Source organism: Pseudomonas sp. AM14(2022), from assembly GCF_036346455.1.
In the GTDB taxonomy this organism is placed as follows: Bacteria; Pseudomonadota; Gammaproteobacteria; order Pseudomonadales; family Pseudomonadaceae; genus Aquipseudomonas; species Aquipseudomonas putida_A.
Window position 1 is genome coordinate 21,948 of the sequence record NZ_JAOTNY010000010.1, and the last position, 18,498, is coordinate 40,445.

At 61.9% G+C, this 18,498-nt stretch carries 23 protein-coding genes; 10 read left to right on the forward strand and 13 right to left on the reverse strand.

Annotated elements, in window-relative coordinates:
- The first annotated feature begins 31 nt into the window (after nucleotides 1–31).
- Nucleotides 32–319: a SelT/SelW/SelH family protein gene (locus V3W27_RS19240; RefSeq protein ID WP_027613985.1), complete on the forward strand. Its 288-nt coding sequence runs from the start codon at nucleotides 32–34 to the stop codon at nucleotides 317–319.
- Here V3W27_RS19240 and V3W27_RS19245 read toward each other — a convergent pair.
- Nucleotides 313–1,206 carry a DMT family transporter gene (locus V3W27_RS19245; RefSeq protein WP_027613984.1) on the reverse strand — a complete coding sequence of 298 codons (894 nt, stop codon included), beginning with the start codon at nucleotides 1,204–1,206 and terminating at the stop codon, nucleotides 313–315. The genes V3W27_RS19240 and V3W27_RS19245 overlap by 7 nt on opposite strands.
- A 74-nt stretch (nucleotides 1,207–1,280) precedes the next feature.
- Nucleotides 1,281–2,045 (reverse strand): AraC family transcriptional regulator, encoded by a 765-nt coding sequence (locus V3W27_RS19250; protein WP_027613983.1) that lies wholly within the window; start codon nucleotides 2,043–2,045, stop codon nucleotides 1,281–1,283.
- Between the two features lie 136 nt (nucleotides 2,046–2,181).
- Between V3W27_RS19250 and V3W27_RS19255 the strand changes: the two genes are divergently transcribed.
- Nucleotides 2,182–2,997, forward strand: a complete 816-nt coding sequence (locus V3W27_RS19255) for a UDP-2,3-diacylglucosamine diphosphatase (protein WP_007966031.1) — start codon at nucleotides 2,182–2,184, stop codon at nucleotides 2,995–2,997.
- 120 nt (nucleotides 2,998–3,117) lie between these two features.
- On the opposite strand, the gene V3W27_RS19260 is transcribed toward V3W27_RS19255, so the two are convergent.
- Nucleotides 3,118–3,708, reverse strand: coding sequence for an HD domain-containing protein (locus V3W27_RS19260; RefSeq protein ID WP_097090176.1), 591 nt, complete (start codon nucleotides 3,706–3,708; stop codon nucleotides 3,118–3,120).
- A 26-nt stretch (nucleotides 3,709–3,734) separates the two neighbouring features.
- Complete coding sequence (locus V3W27_RS19265; protein WP_003222750.1) at nucleotides 3,735–4,046, reverse strand: DUF962 domain-containing protein; 312 nt, start codon at nucleotides 4,044–4,046, stop codon at nucleotides 3,735–3,737.
- Nucleotides 4,047–4,210: 164 nt separating this feature from the next.
- Between V3W27_RS19265 and V3W27_RS19270 the strand changes: the two genes are divergently transcribed.
- Entirely contained in the window at nucleotides 4,211–5,266 is a 1,056-nt protein-coding gene (locus V3W27_RS19270) for an AraC family transcriptional regulator (protein WP_330207300.1), read from the forward strand.
- Here V3W27_RS19270 and V3W27_RS19275 read toward each other — a convergent pair.
- Nucleotides 5,223–6,677, reverse strand: a complete 1,455-nt coding sequence (locus tag V3W27_RS19275; RefSeq protein WP_135295191.1) for a TrkH family potassium uptake protein — start codon at nucleotides 6,675–6,677, stop codon at nucleotides 5,223–5,225. The genes V3W27_RS19270 and V3W27_RS19275 overlap by 44 nt on opposite strands.
- A 121-nt stretch (nucleotides 6,678–6,798) precedes the next feature.
- Between V3W27_RS19275 and V3W27_RS19280 the strand changes: the two genes are divergently transcribed.
- Nucleotides 6,799–7,365 carry an NAD(P)H nitroreductase gene (locus V3W27_RS19280; RefSeq protein WP_183781800.1) on the forward strand — a complete coding sequence of 189 codons (567 nt, stop codon included), beginning with the start codon at nucleotides 6,799–6,801 and terminating at the stop codon, nucleotides 7,363–7,365.
- A gap of 110 nt (nucleotides 7,366–7,475) precedes the next feature.
- Here the strand turns inward: V3W27_RS19280 and V3W27_RS19285 are convergent, their stop codons facing one another.
- The 6 genes from V3W27_RS19285 to V3W27_RS19310 all read right to left on the reverse strand — a co-directional run bounded on the left by V3W27_RS19285 (nucleotide 7,476) and on the right by V3W27_RS19310 (nucleotide 12,001).
- On the reverse strand, nucleotides 7,476–8,816 hold the full coding sequence (locus V3W27_RS19285; protein WP_330207301.1) for a sensor histidine kinase: 1,341 nt from the start codon (nucleotides 8,814–8,816) through the stop codon (nucleotides 7,476–7,478).
- Between the two features lie 181 nt (nucleotides 8,817–8,997).
- A complete protein-coding gene (locus V3W27_RS19290) occupies nucleotides 8,998–9,447 on the reverse strand; it encodes a Spy/CpxP family protein refolding chaperone (protein ID WP_047600020.1) in 450 nt (149 codons plus the stop codon).
- Nucleotides 9,448–9,710: 263 nt separating this feature from the next.
- Nucleotides 9,711–10,388, reverse strand: a complete 678-nt coding sequence (locus V3W27_RS19295) for a response regulator transcription factor (protein ID WP_097090171.1) — start codon at nucleotides 10,386–10,388, stop codon at nucleotides 9,711–9,713.
- A gap of 7 nt (nucleotides 10,389–10,395) precedes the next feature.
- Nucleotides 10,396–10,806, reverse strand: coding sequence for a translation initiation factor 2 (locus V3W27_RS19300; protein ID WP_027613976.1), 411 nt, complete (start codon nucleotides 10,804–10,806; stop codon nucleotides 10,396–10,398).
- A gap of 297 nt (nucleotides 10,807–11,103) precedes the next feature.
- Nucleotides 11,104–11,403 carry a YciI family protein gene (locus V3W27_RS19305; RefSeq protein ID WP_007966019.1) on the reverse strand — a complete coding sequence of 100 codons (300 nt, stop codon included), beginning with the start codon at nucleotides 11,401–11,403 and terminating at the stop codon, nucleotides 11,104–11,106.
- A 1-nt stretch (nucleotide 11,404) separates the two neighbouring features.
- Complete coding sequence (locus V3W27_RS19310) at nucleotides 11,405–12,001, reverse strand: septation protein A (RefSeq protein ID WP_027613975.1); 597 nt, start codon at nucleotides 11,999–12,001, stop codon at nucleotides 11,405–11,407.
- An 87-nt stretch (nucleotides 12,002–12,088) separates the two neighbouring features.
- On the opposite strand from V3W27_RS19310, the gene V3W27_RS19315 reads away from it, so the two are divergent.
- From V3W27_RS19315 to rluB, 6 genes are all read left to right on the forward strand, one after another.
- A complete protein-coding gene (locus V3W27_RS19315) occupies nucleotides 12,089–12,952 on the forward strand; it encodes a PHP domain-containing protein (protein WP_027613974.1) in 864 nt (287 codons plus the stop codon).
- 13 nt (nucleotides 12,953–12,965) lie between these two features.
- Nucleotides 12,966–13,595 carry an L-threonylcarbamoyladenylate synthase gene (locus V3W27_RS19320; protein ID WP_007966016.1) on the forward strand — a complete coding sequence of 210 codons (630 nt, stop codon included), beginning with the start codon at nucleotides 12,966–12,968 and terminating at the stop codon, nucleotides 13,593–13,595.
- Nucleotides 13,596–13,718: 123 nt separating this feature from the next.
- Nucleotides 13,719–14,417, forward strand: a complete 699-nt coding sequence (locus V3W27_RS19325; protein ID WP_171061841.1) for a segregation and condensation protein A — start codon at nucleotides 13,719–13,721, stop codon at nucleotides 14,415–14,417.
- 11 nt (nucleotides 14,418–14,428) lie between these two features.
- Nucleotides 14,429–15,406 (forward strand): SMC-Scp complex subunit ScpB, encoded by a 978-nt coding sequence (scpB, locus tag V3W27_RS19330; protein WP_330207302.1) that lies wholly within the window; start codon nucleotides 14,429–14,431, stop codon nucleotides 15,404–15,406.
- A gap of 145 nt (nucleotides 15,407–15,551) precedes the next feature.
- The gene (locus V3W27_RS19335) at nucleotides 15,552–15,743 is read left to right on the forward strand and encodes a DUF1289 domain-containing protein (RefSeq protein WP_027613971.1); all 192 of its coding nucleotides are present in this window, start codon (nucleotides 15,552–15,554) and stop codon (nucleotides 15,741–15,743) included.
- A gap of 142 nt (nucleotides 15,744–15,885) precedes the next feature.
- Nucleotides 15,886–17,100: a 23S rRNA pseudouridine(2605) synthase RluB gene (gene rluB / locus V3W27_RS19340; protein WP_027613970.1), complete on the forward strand. Its 1,215-nt coding sequence runs from the start codon at nucleotides 15,886–15,888 to the stop codon at nucleotides 17,098–17,100.
- 197 nt (nucleotides 17,101–17,297) lie between these two features.
- Here rluB and V3W27_RS19345 read toward each other — a convergent pair whose 3' ends face one another.
- Both V3W27_RS19345 and V3W27_RS19350 read right to left on the reverse strand, forming a co-directional pair.
- Nucleotides 17,298–18,263, reverse strand: coding sequence for a hypothetical protein (locus tag V3W27_RS19345; RefSeq protein ID WP_041073062.1), 966 nt, complete (start codon nucleotides 18,261–18,263; stop codon nucleotides 17,298–17,300).
- Between the two features lie 71 nt (nucleotides 18,264–18,334).
- Nucleotides 18,335–18,472, reverse strand: a complete 138-nt coding sequence (locus V3W27_RS19350) for a hypothetical protein (protein ID WP_003222780.1) — start codon at nucleotides 18,470–18,472, stop codon at nucleotides 18,335–18,337.
- Nucleotides 18,473–18,498 lie beyond the last annotated feature (26 nt).

Here is an 18,498-nt window from a genome sequence, read left to right on the forward strand (position 1 = left end):
GGCGCCCTCTGTCTCAGGAGTTTCAGCGCACATGTCTGCTGCAAAACCGGAAATCGTCATCACTTATTGCACCCAATGCCAGTGGCTGCTGCGAGCTGCGTGGCTGGCGCAGGAGCTGCTCAGCACCTTCGGCGATGACCTCGGCAAGGTCTCACTGGTGCCCGGCACCGGCGGGGTGTTTCACATCAGCTGCGACGACGTGCAGATCTGGGAGCGCAAGGCCGACGGTGGTTTTCCCGAGGCCAAGGTGCTCAAGCAGCGGGTGCGCGATCAGATCGACCCTGAGCGCGACCTCGGCCACAACGACCGCACTCAGTGAGACGCGGCTTCGGCGGCGACGGTTTTCTTGTCGGCGCTGCCTGACATCCGCGCCGAGACCACGATGGCGATGATGATCAGCGCCCCCCCGATCAGCATGCGCACGGTCGGGTTTTCATCGAACAGCAACCAGGCGACGGTGATTCCGTAGACCGGCTCCATGGCGAACACCACGGCGGCGGTGCGCGCCTTGATCACCGCGAGGCTGGCGACAAACAGGCTGTGGGCGACACCGGTGCAGAACACCCCGAGCAGACCGATCCACAGCCAGTCCAGCGCGCGCACTTCGCTCAGTTGCGGCGCAGCCACCGGCAGCAGACACAGCGCCACCACCACGTTCTGGCACAGCGCGGCCTGCACCGCCGGGATGCGTCCGGAGCTGGCGCGGTTGGTCAGCGACAGCAGGGCGAACAGCAAGCCCGACAGCACCGCCCAGAGCAACCCGGTAGTGGCGCCGCTGGCCAGATCGAACGCCGGGGTCACCAGCACCAGACCGACGCTGACCAGCACCACCAGCACGATTTCATTGGCGCGGATGCGTTCGCGGAAAATCAGCCCTTCGAGAATCACCGTGAACGCCGGGAAACTGGTAAAGCCCAGGGTCGCGATGGCCACGCCGGCGACCTTCACCGCGATGAAAAAACTCACCCAGTGCCCGGCCAGCAACACGCCGCTGAGCGCCAGGCGCCGCCAGTCGACCGCCTGCAGTGTCCGCCAGCCGTGCTGACTGGCGAAGCGGGCGAAAAAGGCCAGGGCGAGCACGGCAAACGCTGCACGTCCGAAGACGATCACCGCCGGCGAGGCGGCCGCGAGTTTGCCGAACACACCGGTCAGGCCGAACATCAGAGCGCCAATGTGCAGGGCGCCGAGGGCGGTACGCGGAGTCATTGCAATCCTTAATCCGAACACGGTTTCAATGTTGCCCATTGAAACGCGTTGCGGCGCAGAAGTCTGTCGGCGAACTAGCGTTTTTTGTCGCAGGAGTCGCGGCGCAACTGCCCCGGCGAAGCGCCGAACTCGCGCAACACCGCCGCCGCGAACGCGCTTTGCGAACTGTAGCCGACCCGACTGGCGATCTCGCCGATGGGTAGCGCCGTGTCGCGCAGCAGGCAGACTGCCTTGTGCAGGCGCCGGCTGCGAATGTAGTCCATCGGTGTCTGCCCGCATTCAGCCATGAAGCGCGCATGCAGGCGGGCGCTGGACAGCCCGGCGATCTGCGCCAGATCGGCCACTTGCAGCGGGTAGGCGGCGTATTGTTCGATGTGCGCATCCAGCGCCGCGTAGGGCAGGCGCCGCGCCGAATGTTCGGCAGGTCTGGCGTGATTCAGGCTGGCCAGCAGCAACACTGCGCCTTGCTGGGCGATCAGCGGATCGCTGACCGGGCTGTGCGCCAGCCAGTGGACCAATTGGCTTTGCCCGGCATCAAGCGACAATCGCGCAGGCTGGTCGAGCAAGCGCTGACTGGCGTCGGCGTGCTCGCCCAGCGAATCGTTCAGCCATGGCCCGTCCGGCACGTCCAGCACCAGACAACGACTGCCATCGGGGCTGCCGCAGGCGTGATGCGCGCCGCCTGGAACCACCACGAAACTCTGCTGACGCACCTGGCTGCCCTGACCCTCGACTTCGAAATCCAGCGCGCCGGACAGCCCGAAAACCAGTTGCGCGTGGTCGTGGCTGTGGACGATCAGGTCGTGGGTGTATTGGCGCAGGGTGAGGATCGGGCGCATGGAAGAAGTCTCCGAAGTGAGCGCCAGTCTACACCGGGGCGACGGGCTTGCGCGCTGTCACACGACTGACGCCTGTCTGTCATGGTCGATTCACCCGGCACGTGCACAGTGGCGAAAACATCGCAGAGGGTTGCCCATGACCAGCGCCGAGCTCGCCAAACCCAGCCGCAAACAACGGGTGCGTACCTTGTGGATTTCCGACGTGCACCTGGGCACGCGGGATTGCCAGGCAGAGCACTTGTCGCAATTTCTCAAGGGCTACCACGCCGACAAGATCTATCTGGTCGGTGACATCATCGACGGCTGGAAGCTGCGCGGTGGCATGTACTGGCCGCAGGCGCACACCAACGTGATCCGTCGCCTGCTGACCATGAGCAAGCGCGGCACCGAGGTGATCTACGTCACCGGCAACCACGATGAATTCCTGCGCCGTTATTCGAAGCTGATTCTCGGCAACATCCAGTTGGTCGACGAGGCGGTGCATGTCACGGCGGATGGCCGGCACCTGCTGGTGATCCATGGCGACCAGTTCGACGTGATCACCCGCTACCATCGCTGGCTGGCCTTCCTCGGCGACTCGGCCTACGAATTCACCTTGACCCTCAACCGCTGGCTCAATCACTGGCGAGCGCGTTATGGCTACGGCTACTGGTCGTTGTCGGCGTACCTGAAACACAAGGTGAAGACGGCAGTGAGCTTCATCAGCGACTTCGAAGAAGCCATCGCCCACGAATGCGTGAAACGCGAATTGCACGGCGTGGTCTGCGGGCACATTCACCATGCCGAGATCCGCAAGGTCGGCGAGGTGGATTACCTCAATTGCGGCGATTGGGTGGAGTCGTGCACGGCGTTGATCGAGCACTGGGACGGCACGATCGAGCTGTATCGCCTGGCGGATGCACAGGCGCGTGAGGCACAGCTCAAGGCCGCCAAGGTTGCCGAGATTGCCTAGACCCCAGATATCTCCTGTGGGAGGGGGCTTGCTCCCGAATGCGGTGTATCAGTAAGTACATGTTTATCTGACACACCGCCTTCGGGAGCAAGCCCCCTCCCACATTGATCTGTGGTGTTCTCAGGCCGGGCTGTGTTCTTCCATCGCCGCCTTGTAGATCGAGTGCTTCGGCTGGGCAAACAGCCGCTCCATCATCGGCTCGAAGAAGCTCAGTGGCAGGGTTTCATAGGCCGGGTCGAACGCCGCCGCATCGTACCTGGCGCAAAATTCCGCCGTGGCCTGATACTGCGGATGCGCGGCGAATTGCTCGCGCAGATGCCGATCCATGCCCAGGTGATGGAAGAAGTAGTAGCCCTGAAAGATCCCGTGCTTCTCGACCATCCACAGATTCTCGGCACTGACGAACGGTTTGAGAATCGCCGCCGCGATGTCCGGGTGGTTGTAGGAGCCGAGGGTGTCGCCAATGTCATGCAGCAGTGCACAGACCACGTATTCCTCGTCACGCCCGTCGCGATAGGCGCGGGTTGCGGTTTGCAGCGAATGGGTCAGGCGATCCACCGGGAAGCCGCCGAAATCGCCTTCGAGCAACTTCAGGTGCGCGATGATCCGCGACGGCAATTGCCGAGCGTAGGCGCTGAAGTCCGCGGCGATGATCGCCCAGTCTTCCTGCGTGCCGTCCTGCATGTGAGTGAAGCGGGCATTGGCGTTCATCGGCAAGCCTCCTGGTGGGTCGGGTTTCAGAACGCCACGCGGCCGAGGATCATGTCGCGGTACATGACGAAATCGCCGAGCAGACTGTACAGCGGATGCTGGAAAGTCGCCGGACGGTTCTTTTCAAAGAAGAAGTGGCCGACCCAGGCAAAGCTGTAACCGGCCAGCGGCAGGGCCAACAACAGCAGCCAAGCGCCTTTGGCGATGGTCATGGCCAGAATGAAAATCACCAGCGTGGTGCCGATGAAATGCAATCGTCGGCAGGTACTGTTGGCGTGTTCGCTGAGGTAATACGGGTAGAACTCGGCGAAAGTGTTGAATTGCTTGATGTTTTCCACGACTGCGATCTCTGTGGTTATTGTTCTGACGGCAAGTTGTTCGGCGGGTAGCTTATTTGAGTCTAGAGTGAACACTGGCATCAGCCAGTGACAATGGGCGCCACTTTAGTATCCTTCGCAAATCGGGTCGTCACATGCGATCCATCATGTAAAAGAATAACGCCATGAGCGAACGAACGACTTCTGCAAGCTGGGCGATGGGGATTGTCAAAGCATTGGAGATGGACGGCCTGGATTGCCGGGTACTGTTCAAGCAACTGGGGCTCGATTACGCCGCCCTGAATGATCCGGATGCGCGCTTCCCGCAAGATTCCATGACCCGCCTCTGGCAACGGGCGGTCGAGCTGTCCGGCAACCCGGCGATCGGCCTGAACATGGGCAAGGTGGTACGCCCGGCGTCGTTCCACGTTGCCGGCTATGCCTTGATGTCGAGCAACACGCTGGCCGAAGGCTTTCAACGCCTGGTGCGTTATCAGCGGATCATCGCCGAGAGCGCCGACCTGAGTTTTCGTCTGCTCGAAGAAGGCTATGCGCTGATTCTGACGGTGCATGGCGATCACCTGCCGCCAACCCGGCAGAGCGCCGAAGCCTCGCTGGCCTGTGCGCTTGGCCTGTGCGGCTGGTTGACCGGACGCACCCTGCACCCGGTCAAAGTGCTGTTTCAGGGTGACGAACCCGCAGACTTGCAACCCTACCGGCAAGCTTTCCATGCCCCCTTGATGTTCAACTCGCCTTACGACGCGCTGATTTTCGAACGGGCCGACATGGAAGCGCCGCTGCCCACCGCCAACGAAGCCATGGCGCTGCTGCACGACCGGTTTGCCGGGGAATACCTGGCGCGTTTTTCCGAAAGTCGCGTGACCCACAAGGCGCGCCAGGTGTTGTGCCGATTACTGCCACAGGGCGAACCCAAGCGCGATACCGTGGCGCAGACCCTGCATCTGTCGCAGCGCACCTTGCAGCGCCGTTTGCAGGAGGAGGGCACCAGTTTTCAGCAGTTGCTCGACGATACCCGCCGCGAACTGGCCGAGCAGTATCTGGCACAGCCGAACATGACCTTGCTGGAGATTGCCTATCTGCTGGGGTTTGCCGATCCGAGCAACTTCTTCCGTGCGTTCCGCCGCTGGTTCGACACCACGCCCGGCGATTACCGGGCGCGGCTGTTGCAGGCGCCGGTCAGTGACGCCAAAAGGCCGGAATACACAGCACAAACACCGTAATGATCTCCAGTCGGCCGAGCAGCATGCCGAACGACAGAATCCACTTCGCGGCATCCGGCAAGGTGGCAAAGTTGCCCGCCGGGCCGATGGTCTCGCCCAGGCCCGGGCCGACGCCGGACACGGTGCTGGCAGCGCCGGTCAACGCGGTCATCCAGTCGACGCCGAGCAGCGACAGCAGCAGGGCGATCACGCAGATGGTGATGGCGAAGAAGAACGAAAAGGTCAGGATCGAACGCACGATCTCTTCGTCGAGACGGTGACCGTTGTACTTCTGCTTGATCACCGCGCGCGGATGAATCAGCTGGTTAAGGTTGGCCTTGAGCAGGATGTAGGCGACCTGGAAACGGAAGATCTTGATCCCGCCCGCCGTCGAGCCGGAGCAGCCGCCGACAAAGCCCAGATAGAAAAACAGCATCAGCGAGAAATTGCCCCACAGGCTGTAGTCGCCGAGGGCAAAACCGGTGGTGGTGACCACCGACGTCACGTTCAGCGCCACGTGCCGCAGCGCTTCCAGCCAGTGCAGCTTGGTGGTCCACCAATACCAGGTGCCGAGCACCAGCCAGGTCACCAGCAACATGCCGAGCAAACCCTGCACTTGCTGATCCTTGATCAGTGCACGACGGTTGCCGCGCATGGTCGCCACGTACAGCGTGAACGGCAGGCTGCCGAGAATCATCACGACCACCGCGACCCAGTGCACCGCCGGTTGCGTCCACTTCGCCAGGGACTGGTCGGAGGTCGAGAAACCGCCGGTGGAAATCGCCGACATCGCGTGGTTGATCGCATCGAACGGGCTCATCCCGGCCCACCAGAACGCCAGGCTGCCGAGGATGGTGATACCGACGTAGGCCGCCACAATCAGGCGCGCCACCATATGCGAGCGCGGCATGACCTTTTCCGAGCGGTCGGACGATTCGGTCTGGAACAGGCGCATGCCGCCGATGCGCAGCAACGGCAGAATCGCCACCGCCATGCCGATGAAGCCGATGCCGCCGAGCCAGTGCAGCAGCGAGCGCCACATCAGGATGCCCGGCGACATGGTGTCGAGCCCGCTGAGCACGGTCGAGCCGGTGGCGGTGATGCCGGACATGCTTTCGAAGAACGAGTCGGTGTAGCTGATGTGCTGGGTCAGCAAAAAAGGCAGCGCGGCGAAAATACACACCACCAGCCAGCTGCTGACGGTCAGCAGATACATGTCGCGCGGGCGCAGGTGGATGTGTTCGGGGCGGCCGGGGATTACCAGTGCAAGGCCGGCGACGAAGGTAATCATGCTCGCCCAGAGAAACGACGGCAGATCGCCGGTGCGCTCGAAAATCACCAGGGTGGCCATGGGCACAACCATGGCGATGGCCAGGGTGATCAGGAAGATGCCGATGATGAAACCAATGATCCGTAAGGTCGGCAACGCCATGAAGTCCGCTCGGGCTGATGTAGGAAGGGCGCCATTCTACCCGTGGGGCAGGGCATGTAAACCGGCACCCTGTTGCCGGATACCGCTAGAATAGCCGCACATTTTTCTCAGGAGGTGGCCGATGCAGGCTCTCGACGCGTTGCTCAACCGTGTTTCCGTTCCACGCCTGGTCGAACCGGCCCCTACCGCCGAGCAGCGCGAAGCCCTGTTTGGCGCAGCCCTGCGCGCACCGGATCACGGCCACTTGCAGCCGTACCGTTTCCTCACCGTCGAAGGCGCGGCACGTGAGCAAATGGGCGAGTTGCTGGCCGAAGCGGCGCAGATGCAGGAAGGCGAAGTCACTGAAGCGATGATCGACAAGGCGCGCAACGGCCCGCTGCGGGCGCCGCTGGTGGTCGTGGTGATCGCGAAACTGCAGGATCACGTCAAGTATCCGAAGGCCGAGCAGTTGCTGGCGGCGGGGTGTGCGGCTCACGGGATTCTGCTGGCGGCGTACGCGCAGGGGATTGGTGCGGTGTGGCGTACCGGTGATCTGGCTTATTCGGCGCACGTGGCCAAGGGACTGGGCCTGGCTGAAGACGAGCAGGTGATTGCCTTTCTGTACCTCGGCACGCCGCAGAAAGAGCCGCGTGTGGTGGAGAAGGTTGATCTGACCGAATTCGTCAGCGCCTGGCCCGCCAAGGCCTGACACCACCGATCAAATGTAGGAGTGAGCCTGCTCGCGATAGCGGTGGATCAGTCAATGAATTTTTGTCTGATCCACCGCTATCGCGAGCAGGCTCACTCCTACAGGTTTGATCAGGGTTGCACGACGGCGCCCGGCACCAACGGCAATTCCAGGCTGGCGACAAACCCGCCCTCAGGATGATTGGCCAGCAGCAGACTCCCGCCATGCCGCTCCGCCGCGCGCTTGGCAATCGCCAGGCCCAGACCATGCCCGGCCGCCGTCTGCCCCGGGGCCCGGTAGAACGGTTCGCCCAACTGGCTCAGATGCTCGGCCTGCACACCCGGGCCGTGGTCGCGCACACTCACCACAATTCGCTCGCCCTGACGTGTGGCTTGCATTTCGATTGCCTGTCCCACCGGGTTGAAGCGTTGGGCGTTGCGCAAAAGGTTATCGACGGCGCGCTCGATCATGGTCGGCCAGCCGGTCAGCGTCAGGTGTGGTTCGGCATTCAGGCGCACGGTCTGCTCCGGCGAGCCAAGTTGCGCGTCTTTCTGCAAGGTGCCGAGCAGCGCATTCAGGTCTACCGCTTCGGCACTGGCGTTGTCGGCATCGACCCGTGCCAGCACCAGAATCTCGCTGATCAGCGCTTCCAGCCGATCACATTCGCGGGTCAGGCGTGGCCAGAGCTTTTCCCGTTCTTCCGGGTTGGCCCGTTCCGCCAGTGCCAGCGCAATCCGCAGTCGCGCCAAAGGTGAGCGCAGTTCGTGGGACACATCGCGCAGCAACTGGCGCTGACTGCCGATCAGGCTTTGCAGGCGCGCGCCCATGCGGTTGAAGTCGTTGGCCAGCACGCCGAACTCATCGCGGCGGTTGGCCAGTTTCGCCAGGCTGTTCTGCTGATAGGTGGTCTGCCCCAGATCATGCACCGCACCGCGTAAACGACTGAGCGGGCGGGTGATGGAGAAGGTCACCAGCAGGCTGAACAGGGTCAGCACCACCAGCGCAATGCCCAGCGCACTGAGCGGCCAGAGCAGGCTTTCGCGGTGCCAGGCGTCGAGCTCCGGGTGCGGGATGCGGAAGATGAACAGGTAGGTGTCGCCGGTTTTTTCGCTGGTGAATTCGTCGGTCAGGCGCCGCCAGGGCAGGCGTCGGTCATCGTTGTTCTGCCGGGCTTCGAAGGCGGCGGCGCGACGCGGGAAGGTGCCACGCACCACCGGGTCGCCGCTTTCGTTCAGCACCTGCACATCGATGTGATATTGGCGTTTGCGCTGTTCGAGGATGTCCTGCGCGGCGTCTTCGCCCTGGGCTTCGTAGGTTTGCGTCCATTCGGCGGCCAGAGTGTTGAGGCCGGGATGGCGGCTGAGGATCCACGCGTCCTGGTTGAGCATGTGCCCGAGCAGAATCGACAGCCCCGCCACCAGAGCAATGGCCAGCCAGAAGCTCGCGAGAATACGCCAGAACAATGAACGCACAGAAAATCCTCAATCAAACAAAAAACTCAACAATGTGGGAACGGGCTTGCTCGCGAATGCGGTGTGTCAGTCAACATTACTTTGTCTGATACACCGTATTCGCGAGCAAGCCCGCTCCCACATTTGGATTGAGTGGCAACAGAACCGACGGCGCTTAGCCGTCGGATCCGAGGTTATCGCATTATTGCGCTTTTTGCGGTTGTTGCGCTTTCCACGCTTTGAACTCGGCCCATTCGGCGCGGCGTTCAGCCTGTTTCTTCTGAATCTCGTCGAATTTCTTCTGTTGATCCGGTTTCAGCAGGTTGCGTACGTCAGCTTCGGCTTTCTTGTGGTTGGCGGCCATCTCGTCTTTCATGGCTTTCTGGTCAGCCGGCGAGAGTTTTTCCAGGTACTTCTCGACTACCTGGCGACGCTCATGCATCTGCTCGCCCATGATCTTGCGGATCTGATCACGTTGTTCACGGGACAGGTCGAGTTGGCTGTACGGGCCTTTGCCGTGCTCGCCGTGCATCTGACCGCCGTGGCGTGGGCCGTCGAGCGGGCCACCCATCGGGCCGCCATCCTGTGGCATGGCCATGGCGACGGTTGGCAGAGCGGCAGCGAACATCAGAGCGATAAGAGTCTTGCGCATGGTGTATCTCCTTGTCTCGTTCCCGGTACGTTCCGGATGAGTTCAGATTACGGAGATCAAGGTCAGCGGCGGTCAGCGCTGCGTAAAGCTTGGGTAAAGACGCTTCGATCCCGACCTGACAAATATCTCTGGCAATCCGCCTGTGGCGAGGGAGCTTGCTCCCGCTGGGCAGCGAAGCGGCCCCTCGCTTTTCAAATCAAAAACGAGGGACTGCTGCGCAGTCCAGCGGGAGCAAGCTCCCTCGCCACAGAGAAGCAAACGGTTTACAGGCTGTAGTAATAACCGCGGCTGCGCAGGGCGACGATTCGCGGGCGACCGTCGGGGTGGGGGCCGATCTTCTTGCGCAGGTTGCTGACGTGCATGTCGAGGCTGCGGTCGTACAGGGTCAGCTTGCGGCCGAGGGCCAATTGCGCCAGTTCCTGTTTGTCCAGCGGTTCGCCGGGCTGCTTGAGCAGGGCTTCGAGCAAACGGCTTTCGGACATGGTGAGGGTCAGTTCTTTCTCGTCGATGCTGACCACGCCGCGCACCGGGCTGAAGCTCAGGTCGCCGAGTTCGAGCTGGGTCGACACGGCAGCCGGGTGACTGCGGCGCAATACGGCACGCAGGCGTGCGGTGAGTTCACGCGGATCGCAGGGTTTGGCCAGGTAATCGTCGGCGCCCAGCTCCAGACCGAGGATGCGATCCAGCGGTTCGCCACGGGCCGAGAGCATCAGCACTGGCAAATCGGCGTGTTCGCTGCGCAATTGCTTGAGCAGTTCCAGACCGCTGCCGTCGGGCAGCATCACGTCCAGTACCACCGCCGCCGGGGCAGATTCGGCCAACGCTTTGCGCGCGCTCTGGCCATCGTGGCAGGCGCGTACCTGGAAGCCTTCCTGGCTCAGCCAGCTACTCAGGAGTTCGCACAACTCCTGGTCATCATCAATCAGTAACAGCTCGCTCATGACTCACTCAATTTAGCCATTGCCGACGTTTTCGGCTTGCTCCACTGGCAAAGATACCGCACAGCAGCGCCAATAGCGCTACCCCGGCGCCGGTGACGAACCATTGCTGCTGTTCGGTCAACAGACGCGGCAATGGACTGGCCTGGGCTTCCTTGAGTTGCAGCTTCAGGCGCTGGTTCTCCTGACGCAACCGGGCAAGCTGGGCGCTTTCGCGGGTGTTATCGGCATTTTGCAGTTGTTTGCTCAGTTCTTCCCGCTGCTGCTCGCTGGCCTTCAGGCGCTGCTGCAGTTCGGTAATCTGACTGCCGGCACTTAACGACAATGGCGTGGAGCTGCCGCTTTCGGTGGTTTCCTCACCATGGGCGGGCGCCATGATCGACAACGTGACCCACATCAGACACAACGGACCTTTGCGCATTGCGATTCCTGCTTGCAAATGGATATTGGGCAGGTTGTCGGCAGGCAAACGAGAATAATGAGCGATTGAGAGCGGTTAGAACCGGGAAGGTTCAGTGCTTGGAGTGGGTTGAGTGTGGCGAGAGAGCTGTTGTGGTGAGGGGATTCAGCGAAACGTCGCACCGCCCCGATGGGCTGCGAAGCAGACCTGAAATGGGAGCATGCGGTGTGTCAGGCACACCGCATTGGATGGCTTTGGGTTGCTGCGCAACCATCGGGGATAAATCCCCTCGCCACAGAGCCCCTCCACATTCCTTGGTTACGGCAAAACTTGCTTGAACGGCTTGACGATCACGTTGGCGTACACGCCGGCGGCGATGTACGGATCGGCGTCGGCCCATGCCTGGGCGGCGCTCAGGGAGTCGAATTCGGCGACGATCAGGCTGCCGGTGAAACCCGCAGCGCCCGGATCATTGCTGTCGACTGCCGGGTGCGGGCCGGCCAGTACGATGCGGCCTTCGCCCTTGAGCACTTGCAGGCGTTCGAGGTGGGCCGGGCGCGCGGCGAGGCGGGCTTCGAGCGAGTTGGCGACGTCGGTGGCAATGATTGCGTAGAGCATGTCAGTCCTCGGTTTTTGGCGTTGTGGTATCGGCGTCATGCAGATGGCGAGACAGGTAGATGCCCTGACCGACCAGGAACAGCACGGTCATGCCCAGGCTGCCGAACACCTTGAAGTCGACCCAGATGCTCTGGAAGGTGAACGCCACGAACAGGTTGGCAGCCCCGCAGAACAGGAAAAAGGCGATCCAGGCGATGTTCAGGCGGGTCCAGACCGGATCCGGCAGGGTCAGCGCGTGGCCCATGATGCGTTTGATCAGCAGGCGGTCACCGATGAAGTGGCTGCCGATGAAGGCCAGGGCGAACAGCCAGTTGACCACCGGGGCTTTCCATTTGAGGAAGGTCTCGCTATGGAACGCGAGGGTCAGGCTGCCGAACACCAGGCAGGCGATCAGGGTCAGCCATTGGCTCTTTTCCAGCTTGCGCTGTTTGATGAACAACGCGCCGTAGACCACCAGGGAGCTGATGATCAGCATCGCCGTGGCGCTGTAAATACCACCTACAGTGACTTCGTGACCGGCGATATCGACAACCCGTGGATCAAGTTTGTAAACGATGAAAAACAGCAGAAGCGGGATGAAATCGATGAATTGTTTCACAGTGAGAGCCAGAAGCTGGATGTGGCGGCATAATAACAAACATATGGGCGCGCGATAGCGCCAGCTGATTTGAGGTTACAACTCCCCGTGAATGTTGATTTGCACTGCCACAGCACGGCCTCCGATGGCGCCCTGGCGCCGGCGGTTCTGGTTGCGCGTGCGTTCGAAAACGGCGTGCGAGTCCTGGCGTTGACCGATCATGACACCCTCGAAGGCCTCGCCGAAGCGCGCAGCGCCGCCGAAGAACTGGGCATGCAACTGGTCAATGGCGTCGAACTGTCCTGCACCTGGGGCGGCGCGACCATCCACGTGCTGGGCTACGGTTTCGACGTCAACGCCGCGCCACTGGTCGAGGCGATCGCCCGATTGCACGATGGCCGCTGGCTGCGGTCGGAAGAAATAAGCCGCAAGCTCGGCCTCAAAGGTATGCCCGGTGCCCTCGACGGCGCCCGGCAGATCCAGCAGGAGCTGGGCGACAGCGGCAACGCCCCGGCCCGTCCGCATTTTGCCGACTGGATGGTGCGTGAAGGTTTTGTAAAGGATCGCGCCGAGGCGTTCCGTAAATGGCTCGGCGCCGGCAAGCTGGGTGACGTCAAGCAACACTGGCCGACGCTGGAAGACACCGTCGGCACCCTGCGCGCCGCCGGAGCGTGGGTCAGTCTGGCGCATCCATGGCACTACGATTTCACCCGCAGCAAGCGCCGAAAGCTGATTGCCGACTATATTCAAGCGGGCGGGCATGCAATCGAAGTGGTCAATGGCCATCAGCCCGCGGAACAGGTCGGCAGCCTGGCAATCCTTGCCCGCGAGTTCGGTCTGCTGGTCAGCGCCGGCAGTGATTTCCATGGCCCTGGAGGCTGGTCCGAGATTGGCCAGTACCGGCCGGTTCCCGAGGACCTTCCACCCCTGTGGTGTCGGTTCAAACATGACACAGATATTGCCGCCGTCTGAACAGGTAGAAAACGTGAGTCAATTTTTCCAGATCCATCCGGAAAACCCGCAAGCGCGCCTGATCAAACAGGCAGTCGAGATCATCCGCAAGGGCGGGGTGGTGATTTATCCCACGGACTCTTCCTACGCCATCGGTTGCCAGATCGGCGACAAGACCGCGATCGAGCGCGTGCGCCGTCTGCGCCAGCTCGACGAGAAGCACAACTTCGCGCTGATCTGCAGCGACCTGTCGCAACTGGGCAACTACGCCAAGATCGACACCGGCACTTTCCGCATTCTCAAGGCGCATCTGCCGGGGCCTTACACCTTTATCCTCAACGCCACCCGCGAAGTGCCGCGTCTGCTGCTGCATCCGAAGAAACGCACCATCGGCCTGCGGGTGCCGAGCCATCCGATTGCCCTGGCGTTGCTGGCCGAACTCGGCGAGCCGCTGATGAGCGTGACCCTGATCATGCCCGGCGATGAAGATCCGCTGAGCGATCCGTACGAAATGCGTCAATTGCTCGAACACCAGGTGGACCTGATCATCGACGGCGGTTTCGGCGGGATCAAGGCGTCCACCGTGATCGACCTGACCGGCGACGACCCGGAAGTGATCCGCGTCGGTTGCGGCGACCCCGCGCCGTTCATGGTCGAGGCCTGAATGTCCGCAGTGGAAACCGTTGTCGATCCCCAGGCCGGCGCCCAGCAGGAACTGCCGTTTGCCATGGTCTATGGCCAGGCGGTCACGGAAATGCCGCTGGACCTGTACATCCCGCCGGATGCGCTGGAAGTGTTTCTCGAAGCCTTTGAAGGCCCGCTTGACCTGCTGCTGTACCTGATCCGCAAACAGAACATCAACATCCTCGACATCCCGGTAGCGGAAATCACCCGTCAGTACATGGGCTATGTCGAACTGATGCAGTCGGTGCGTCTGGAGCTGGCCGCCGAGTACCTGGTGATGGCGGCGATGTTGGCCGAGATCAAGTCGCGGATGCTCCTGCCGCGCGCCGAAACCGTCGAAGACGAAGAGGACGACCCGCGCGCCGAACTGATCCGCCGCTTGCAGGAATACGAGCGCTTCAAGGCTGCCGCCGAAGGCATCGATGGCCTGAGCCGGGTCGGTCGCGATGTGGTCGTGCCCAAGCTCGACGCCCCGGAAGCCCGGGCGCGCAAGCTGTTGCCGGATGTCGCGCTGGAAGAGATTCTGATGTCCATGGCCGAAGTGCTGCGCCGGGGCGACATGTTCGAGAGCCACCAGGTCAGCCGCGAGGCACTGTCGACCCGCGAGCGCATGAGCGATGTGCTGGAACGGCTCAAGGGCGGTGGTTTTGTGCCATTCGTCGAGCTGTTCACTGCCGAGGAAGGTCGCCTCGGTGTGGTGGTGACCTTTATGGCGATCCTTGAACTGGTCAAGGAATCCTTGGTCGAGCTGGTGCAGAATGAGCCGTTCGCCGCGATCCACGTGCGAGCCCGAGCCGAATAACGAGTCGAAACATGAACCTGACTGAACCCCGCGAGCTGGCGCCCCTGCTTGAAGCCTTTCTGTTGGCCTCGGGAAAACCGCAATCGCTTGAACGCCTCTACGAACTGTTCGAAGAAGGCGAGCGCCCCGAACCGCCGGTCTTCAAGAAAGCCCTGAGCCTGCTGGCCAAGTCCTGCGAGGGCCGCGCGTTCGAGCTCAAGGAAGTCGCCTCCGGCTACCGCCTGCAGATCCGCGAGAAGTTTTCGCCGTGGGTCGGACGTTTGTGGGAAGAACGTCCGCAGCGCTATTCCCGGGCGCTGCTGGAAACCATGGCGCTGATTGCCTATCGCCAGCCGATCACCCGCGGCGAGATCGAAGACGTGCGGGGCGTGGCGGTCAACACCAACATCGTCAAGACGCTGATCGAGCGCGAGTGGATCCGCATCGTCGGTTACCGCGACGTGCCGGGCAAACCGGCGATGTTCGCCACCACCAAGGCGTTTCTCGATCACTTCAACCTGAAGAACCTCGAAGACTTGCCACCCTTGGCCGAACTGCGCGAGATGGAAACCGAGCCAGTCCTCGATTTCGACGACGCACCGGTACCGCAGGGCCTGCAGGAACAGGCCGACGCCAGCGCCGAGCCGGAAGAGCCGAAGGAAGAAACCAGCTTCCACACCTTGCTGCTGGAGCTGGACAGCATGGAGGAGGGGATCAAGACCGACTTCGATGATCTGTTGCGCGATGCGGCTGATGGTGAAGCGTCGACGACTGAGCCGGGAGTCGAGACCGTCGAGCCGGCGATTGAAGTTGAACTTGAGGCCGAGCCTGAAGCCGAACCGGAAGAGGATGTGCTGGGCGTTGCCGAAGCCCGGGAAAAGCTTCTGGCCGCCGTCGCCGCCCTCGAACAACCGGTGCCAGAACCTGAATCCGAGCTGAGCGAAGAAGAAGCTGAGGCCCGTGCGCTGGCGGAAGCCATCGAAGCCGAACGCCGTGAGTTCGAGGACTGACACGGTTTTCAAGATCACTGGTCAACCCCTGTGGGAGCGAGCTTGCTCGCGAATGCGGTGTGTCAGATATGCATGTATTGCCTGATACACCGCATTCGCGAGCAAGCCCGCTCCTACAGGGGCAAGTGTCGTTCTGGAGTATTCGATGAGTTCCACCAAAGACCCGTGCATCAGCCTGTGCAAATTCAGCGACGACATCTGTCTCGGCTGTGGCCGCAGCAAGCGCGAGATCCGTGCCTGGAAGAAACTCGACAAGGACGACAAGCGCACGGTGCTGGCCGAAGCCGCGCTGCGCCTGATCAAGCTCGGTGGCGCCGGTCGGCGGAAAAACAAATAACTGGCGATCGATCAGCTAGTCTCTGATGCGCGATGGCGCACATCCGCGTATGATTCGCGACCCTTCGGCGATCCCTTCGCCCGAAAACCAGATTTCAATGCTTCAGGCGTCGCCTGAACAGACCACACCGGGAGGTGCCCAGATGAGTGACATCAATCAGCAAGACGACCAGGAAATCGGCCCAGCAGGCGAAAAACTGCAGAAAGTCCTCGCCCGTATCGGCGTTGGCTCGCGCCGTGACGTCGAAGCCTGGATCAGCCAGGGCCGGATCAAGGTCAATGGCAAAGACGCCACCCTCGGCCTGCGTGTCGACATGCACGACGCCATCACCATCGATGGCAAGGTGATCAAGCGCGAAGAGGCTGCCGAGTCGGTGCGTCGCGTGATCATGTACAACAAGCCCGATGGCGAAATCTGCACCCGTGACGACCCTGAAGGCCGCCCGACCGTGTTCGACAAGCTGCCGCGTCCGAAAGAAGGCCGTTGGATCAACATCGGTCGTCTCGACATCAACACCACCGGTCTGCTGATGTTCACCACTGACGGTGAGCTGGCCAACCGTCTGATGCACCCGTCCTACGAGATGGACCGTGAGTACGCCGTGCGTGTACGCGGTGAAGTCGATGACGAGATGATCGAGCGCCTGAAAGCGGGCGTGGTGCTGGAAGACGGCCCGGCACGTTTCACCGACATTCAACAGGCACCGGGCGGCGAAGGCTTCAACCACTGGTATCACTGCGTGGTGATGGAAGGCCGTAACCGTGAGGTTCGTCGTCTGTGGGAATCCCAAGGGCTGGTGGTCAGCCGTCTGAAGCGCGTGCGTTTCGGTCCGGTGTTCCTCAACTCCGACCTGCCGATGGGCCGCTGGCGCGAAATGAGCCAGTACGAAGTCGACGTGCTCAGCGCCGAAGTCGGTCTGACCCCGGTGGCGATGCCGCAACTCAACGCCAAGAGCAAGGACAAGCTGGAGCGTATGCAGCGCAAATCGTCGCGGCCGATGGCCAAGACCGAGCGCGTGCGTACCCTGCGTCCAGCCGCTGGCGCGCCGACCGGTCCGCGTCCGAGCCGTGAGCCGCAGATCGAAGGCGAGCGTCCGGGTCGCAAGCCGGCTGCACGTCCGGATGGCGAGCGCGCTCCGCGTGGTCGTACCGAGCGTGGCGAAGGTCGTGCGCCGGCCGGTCGCGGTACGCCGGTGGCGGATCGTCCTGCCGACACCACCAACAAGCGTCCGGCCAAGCCTGCACCGAAGCGTCCGGGGATCAAACTGGTCGACGGCGACAAGCCGTCGGGCAAGCGTCGTGGTGCTCCGGCCGGTTCCGGTCAGCGTCCGGGTTTCGGTCGCAAGAAGCCGGAATAAAGCAGTTGTGAGCTTTGAGCGGCAAGCTTCGAGCTAAAGCAAAAAACGCCACCGCAGGGTTGGCGTTTTTTTCGTCTGGCGAAAGTATTGTGTTGCCTGAGCCGGCCTCTTCGCGAGCAAGCCCGCTCCCACATTGGATCGGCATCGAACACAAATCCCATTGTGGGAGCGGGCTTGCTCGCGAAGGCGTCAGTCGCTTAAAACACAAACCGCCCATCAAACACCGGCTTGTCATCCAGCGCCAACACCCCGCCAGAGAAGATCAGGTCCAGGTGATGACTGCCCTTGGCCCCACCGCCCAGTCCCAGATGCAACCCACAATGCCGCTCTTCGAACCCGGCATTGCGCGCATACAGATCTTTCACCCCTTCATTGGTACCAATCCCCAATTCCTCGATGCGTCGGTTTGACGGGTTGGCGTCCAGGTATTTGTTGAAGTCGTGTTCCAGCCCCGGCACATCGGTGGCGATGCGGCTGATGGTCGAATTCTCGATCCACAGTTCCAGTGGCGACTCCAGCACGCCGTACTTGCGTGCAAACGGGATGGTGCTGAGGAACGTACCCTTGAATTTCACATGGCCGTTGATGGCTTCGCTGTGGGTGGCGATTTCGCCGGGGGCCAGGTCGAAGTTGCCGACACCGTTGATGTCGGTCCACTTCTTGATGCTGCTCAGCGGCGTTTCAAACCAGGAGCCGTGGTCGTCCTTGAAGCTCAGCGTCGTCGCTTGGGACATGCGCTGGATCAAGTGGCTGTTGAGCCCGGCGATGCGCTGCGGGGTGACGCTGAAAGTGTCGTAGAAATAGTCGCCGTAATCCTTGAACAGCAGCGACTTCTTCCAGTTTTCCGCCATCACGCCCTGCAGGGCGCGAACGAACTCCGGGCCGTCGGGGCGCGGGTTGGGCAGGGTGGAAGAGTCGTAGAAGAAAATGTACAGATCGCTGTCGGCAATCGCCGCGGTCAGCGTTGCGGTGCTTTCCAGGTCCAGGCGACGGGCACTGAACGTGAAGCGGGGATGATCGCCGGCCTGTTCGGCGATGGCGCCGGTCAGGGCTTCGTAATCGGCGGTGTGGCCGAGCAGTACCTTCGCCGAATCGAGACCGGCAAGGGCAGGGTGATGTTCGAGGTAGTAAAGGAAATGCGAGATCGCGCGGGGCTTATCCATGAGTCCTCCCTGACTGACCGTGAAGAAAGCGGCAGGCACGACCGGCCGGATCGTGCCTGCCCGGGGATGTCTTACAGAGGCCACATCGCCGTGCCGAACGGAACCACCGCGTCGGCTTGCATCATTTCCACAGCCGCCTCATGGGTCGGTGCTTCGAACCATTCGTCCAGTTGCAGTTCGGTGTCCAGGTCTTTTTCCAGTGCTTGCATGGTCGATCTCCTAGATGACTTTCACG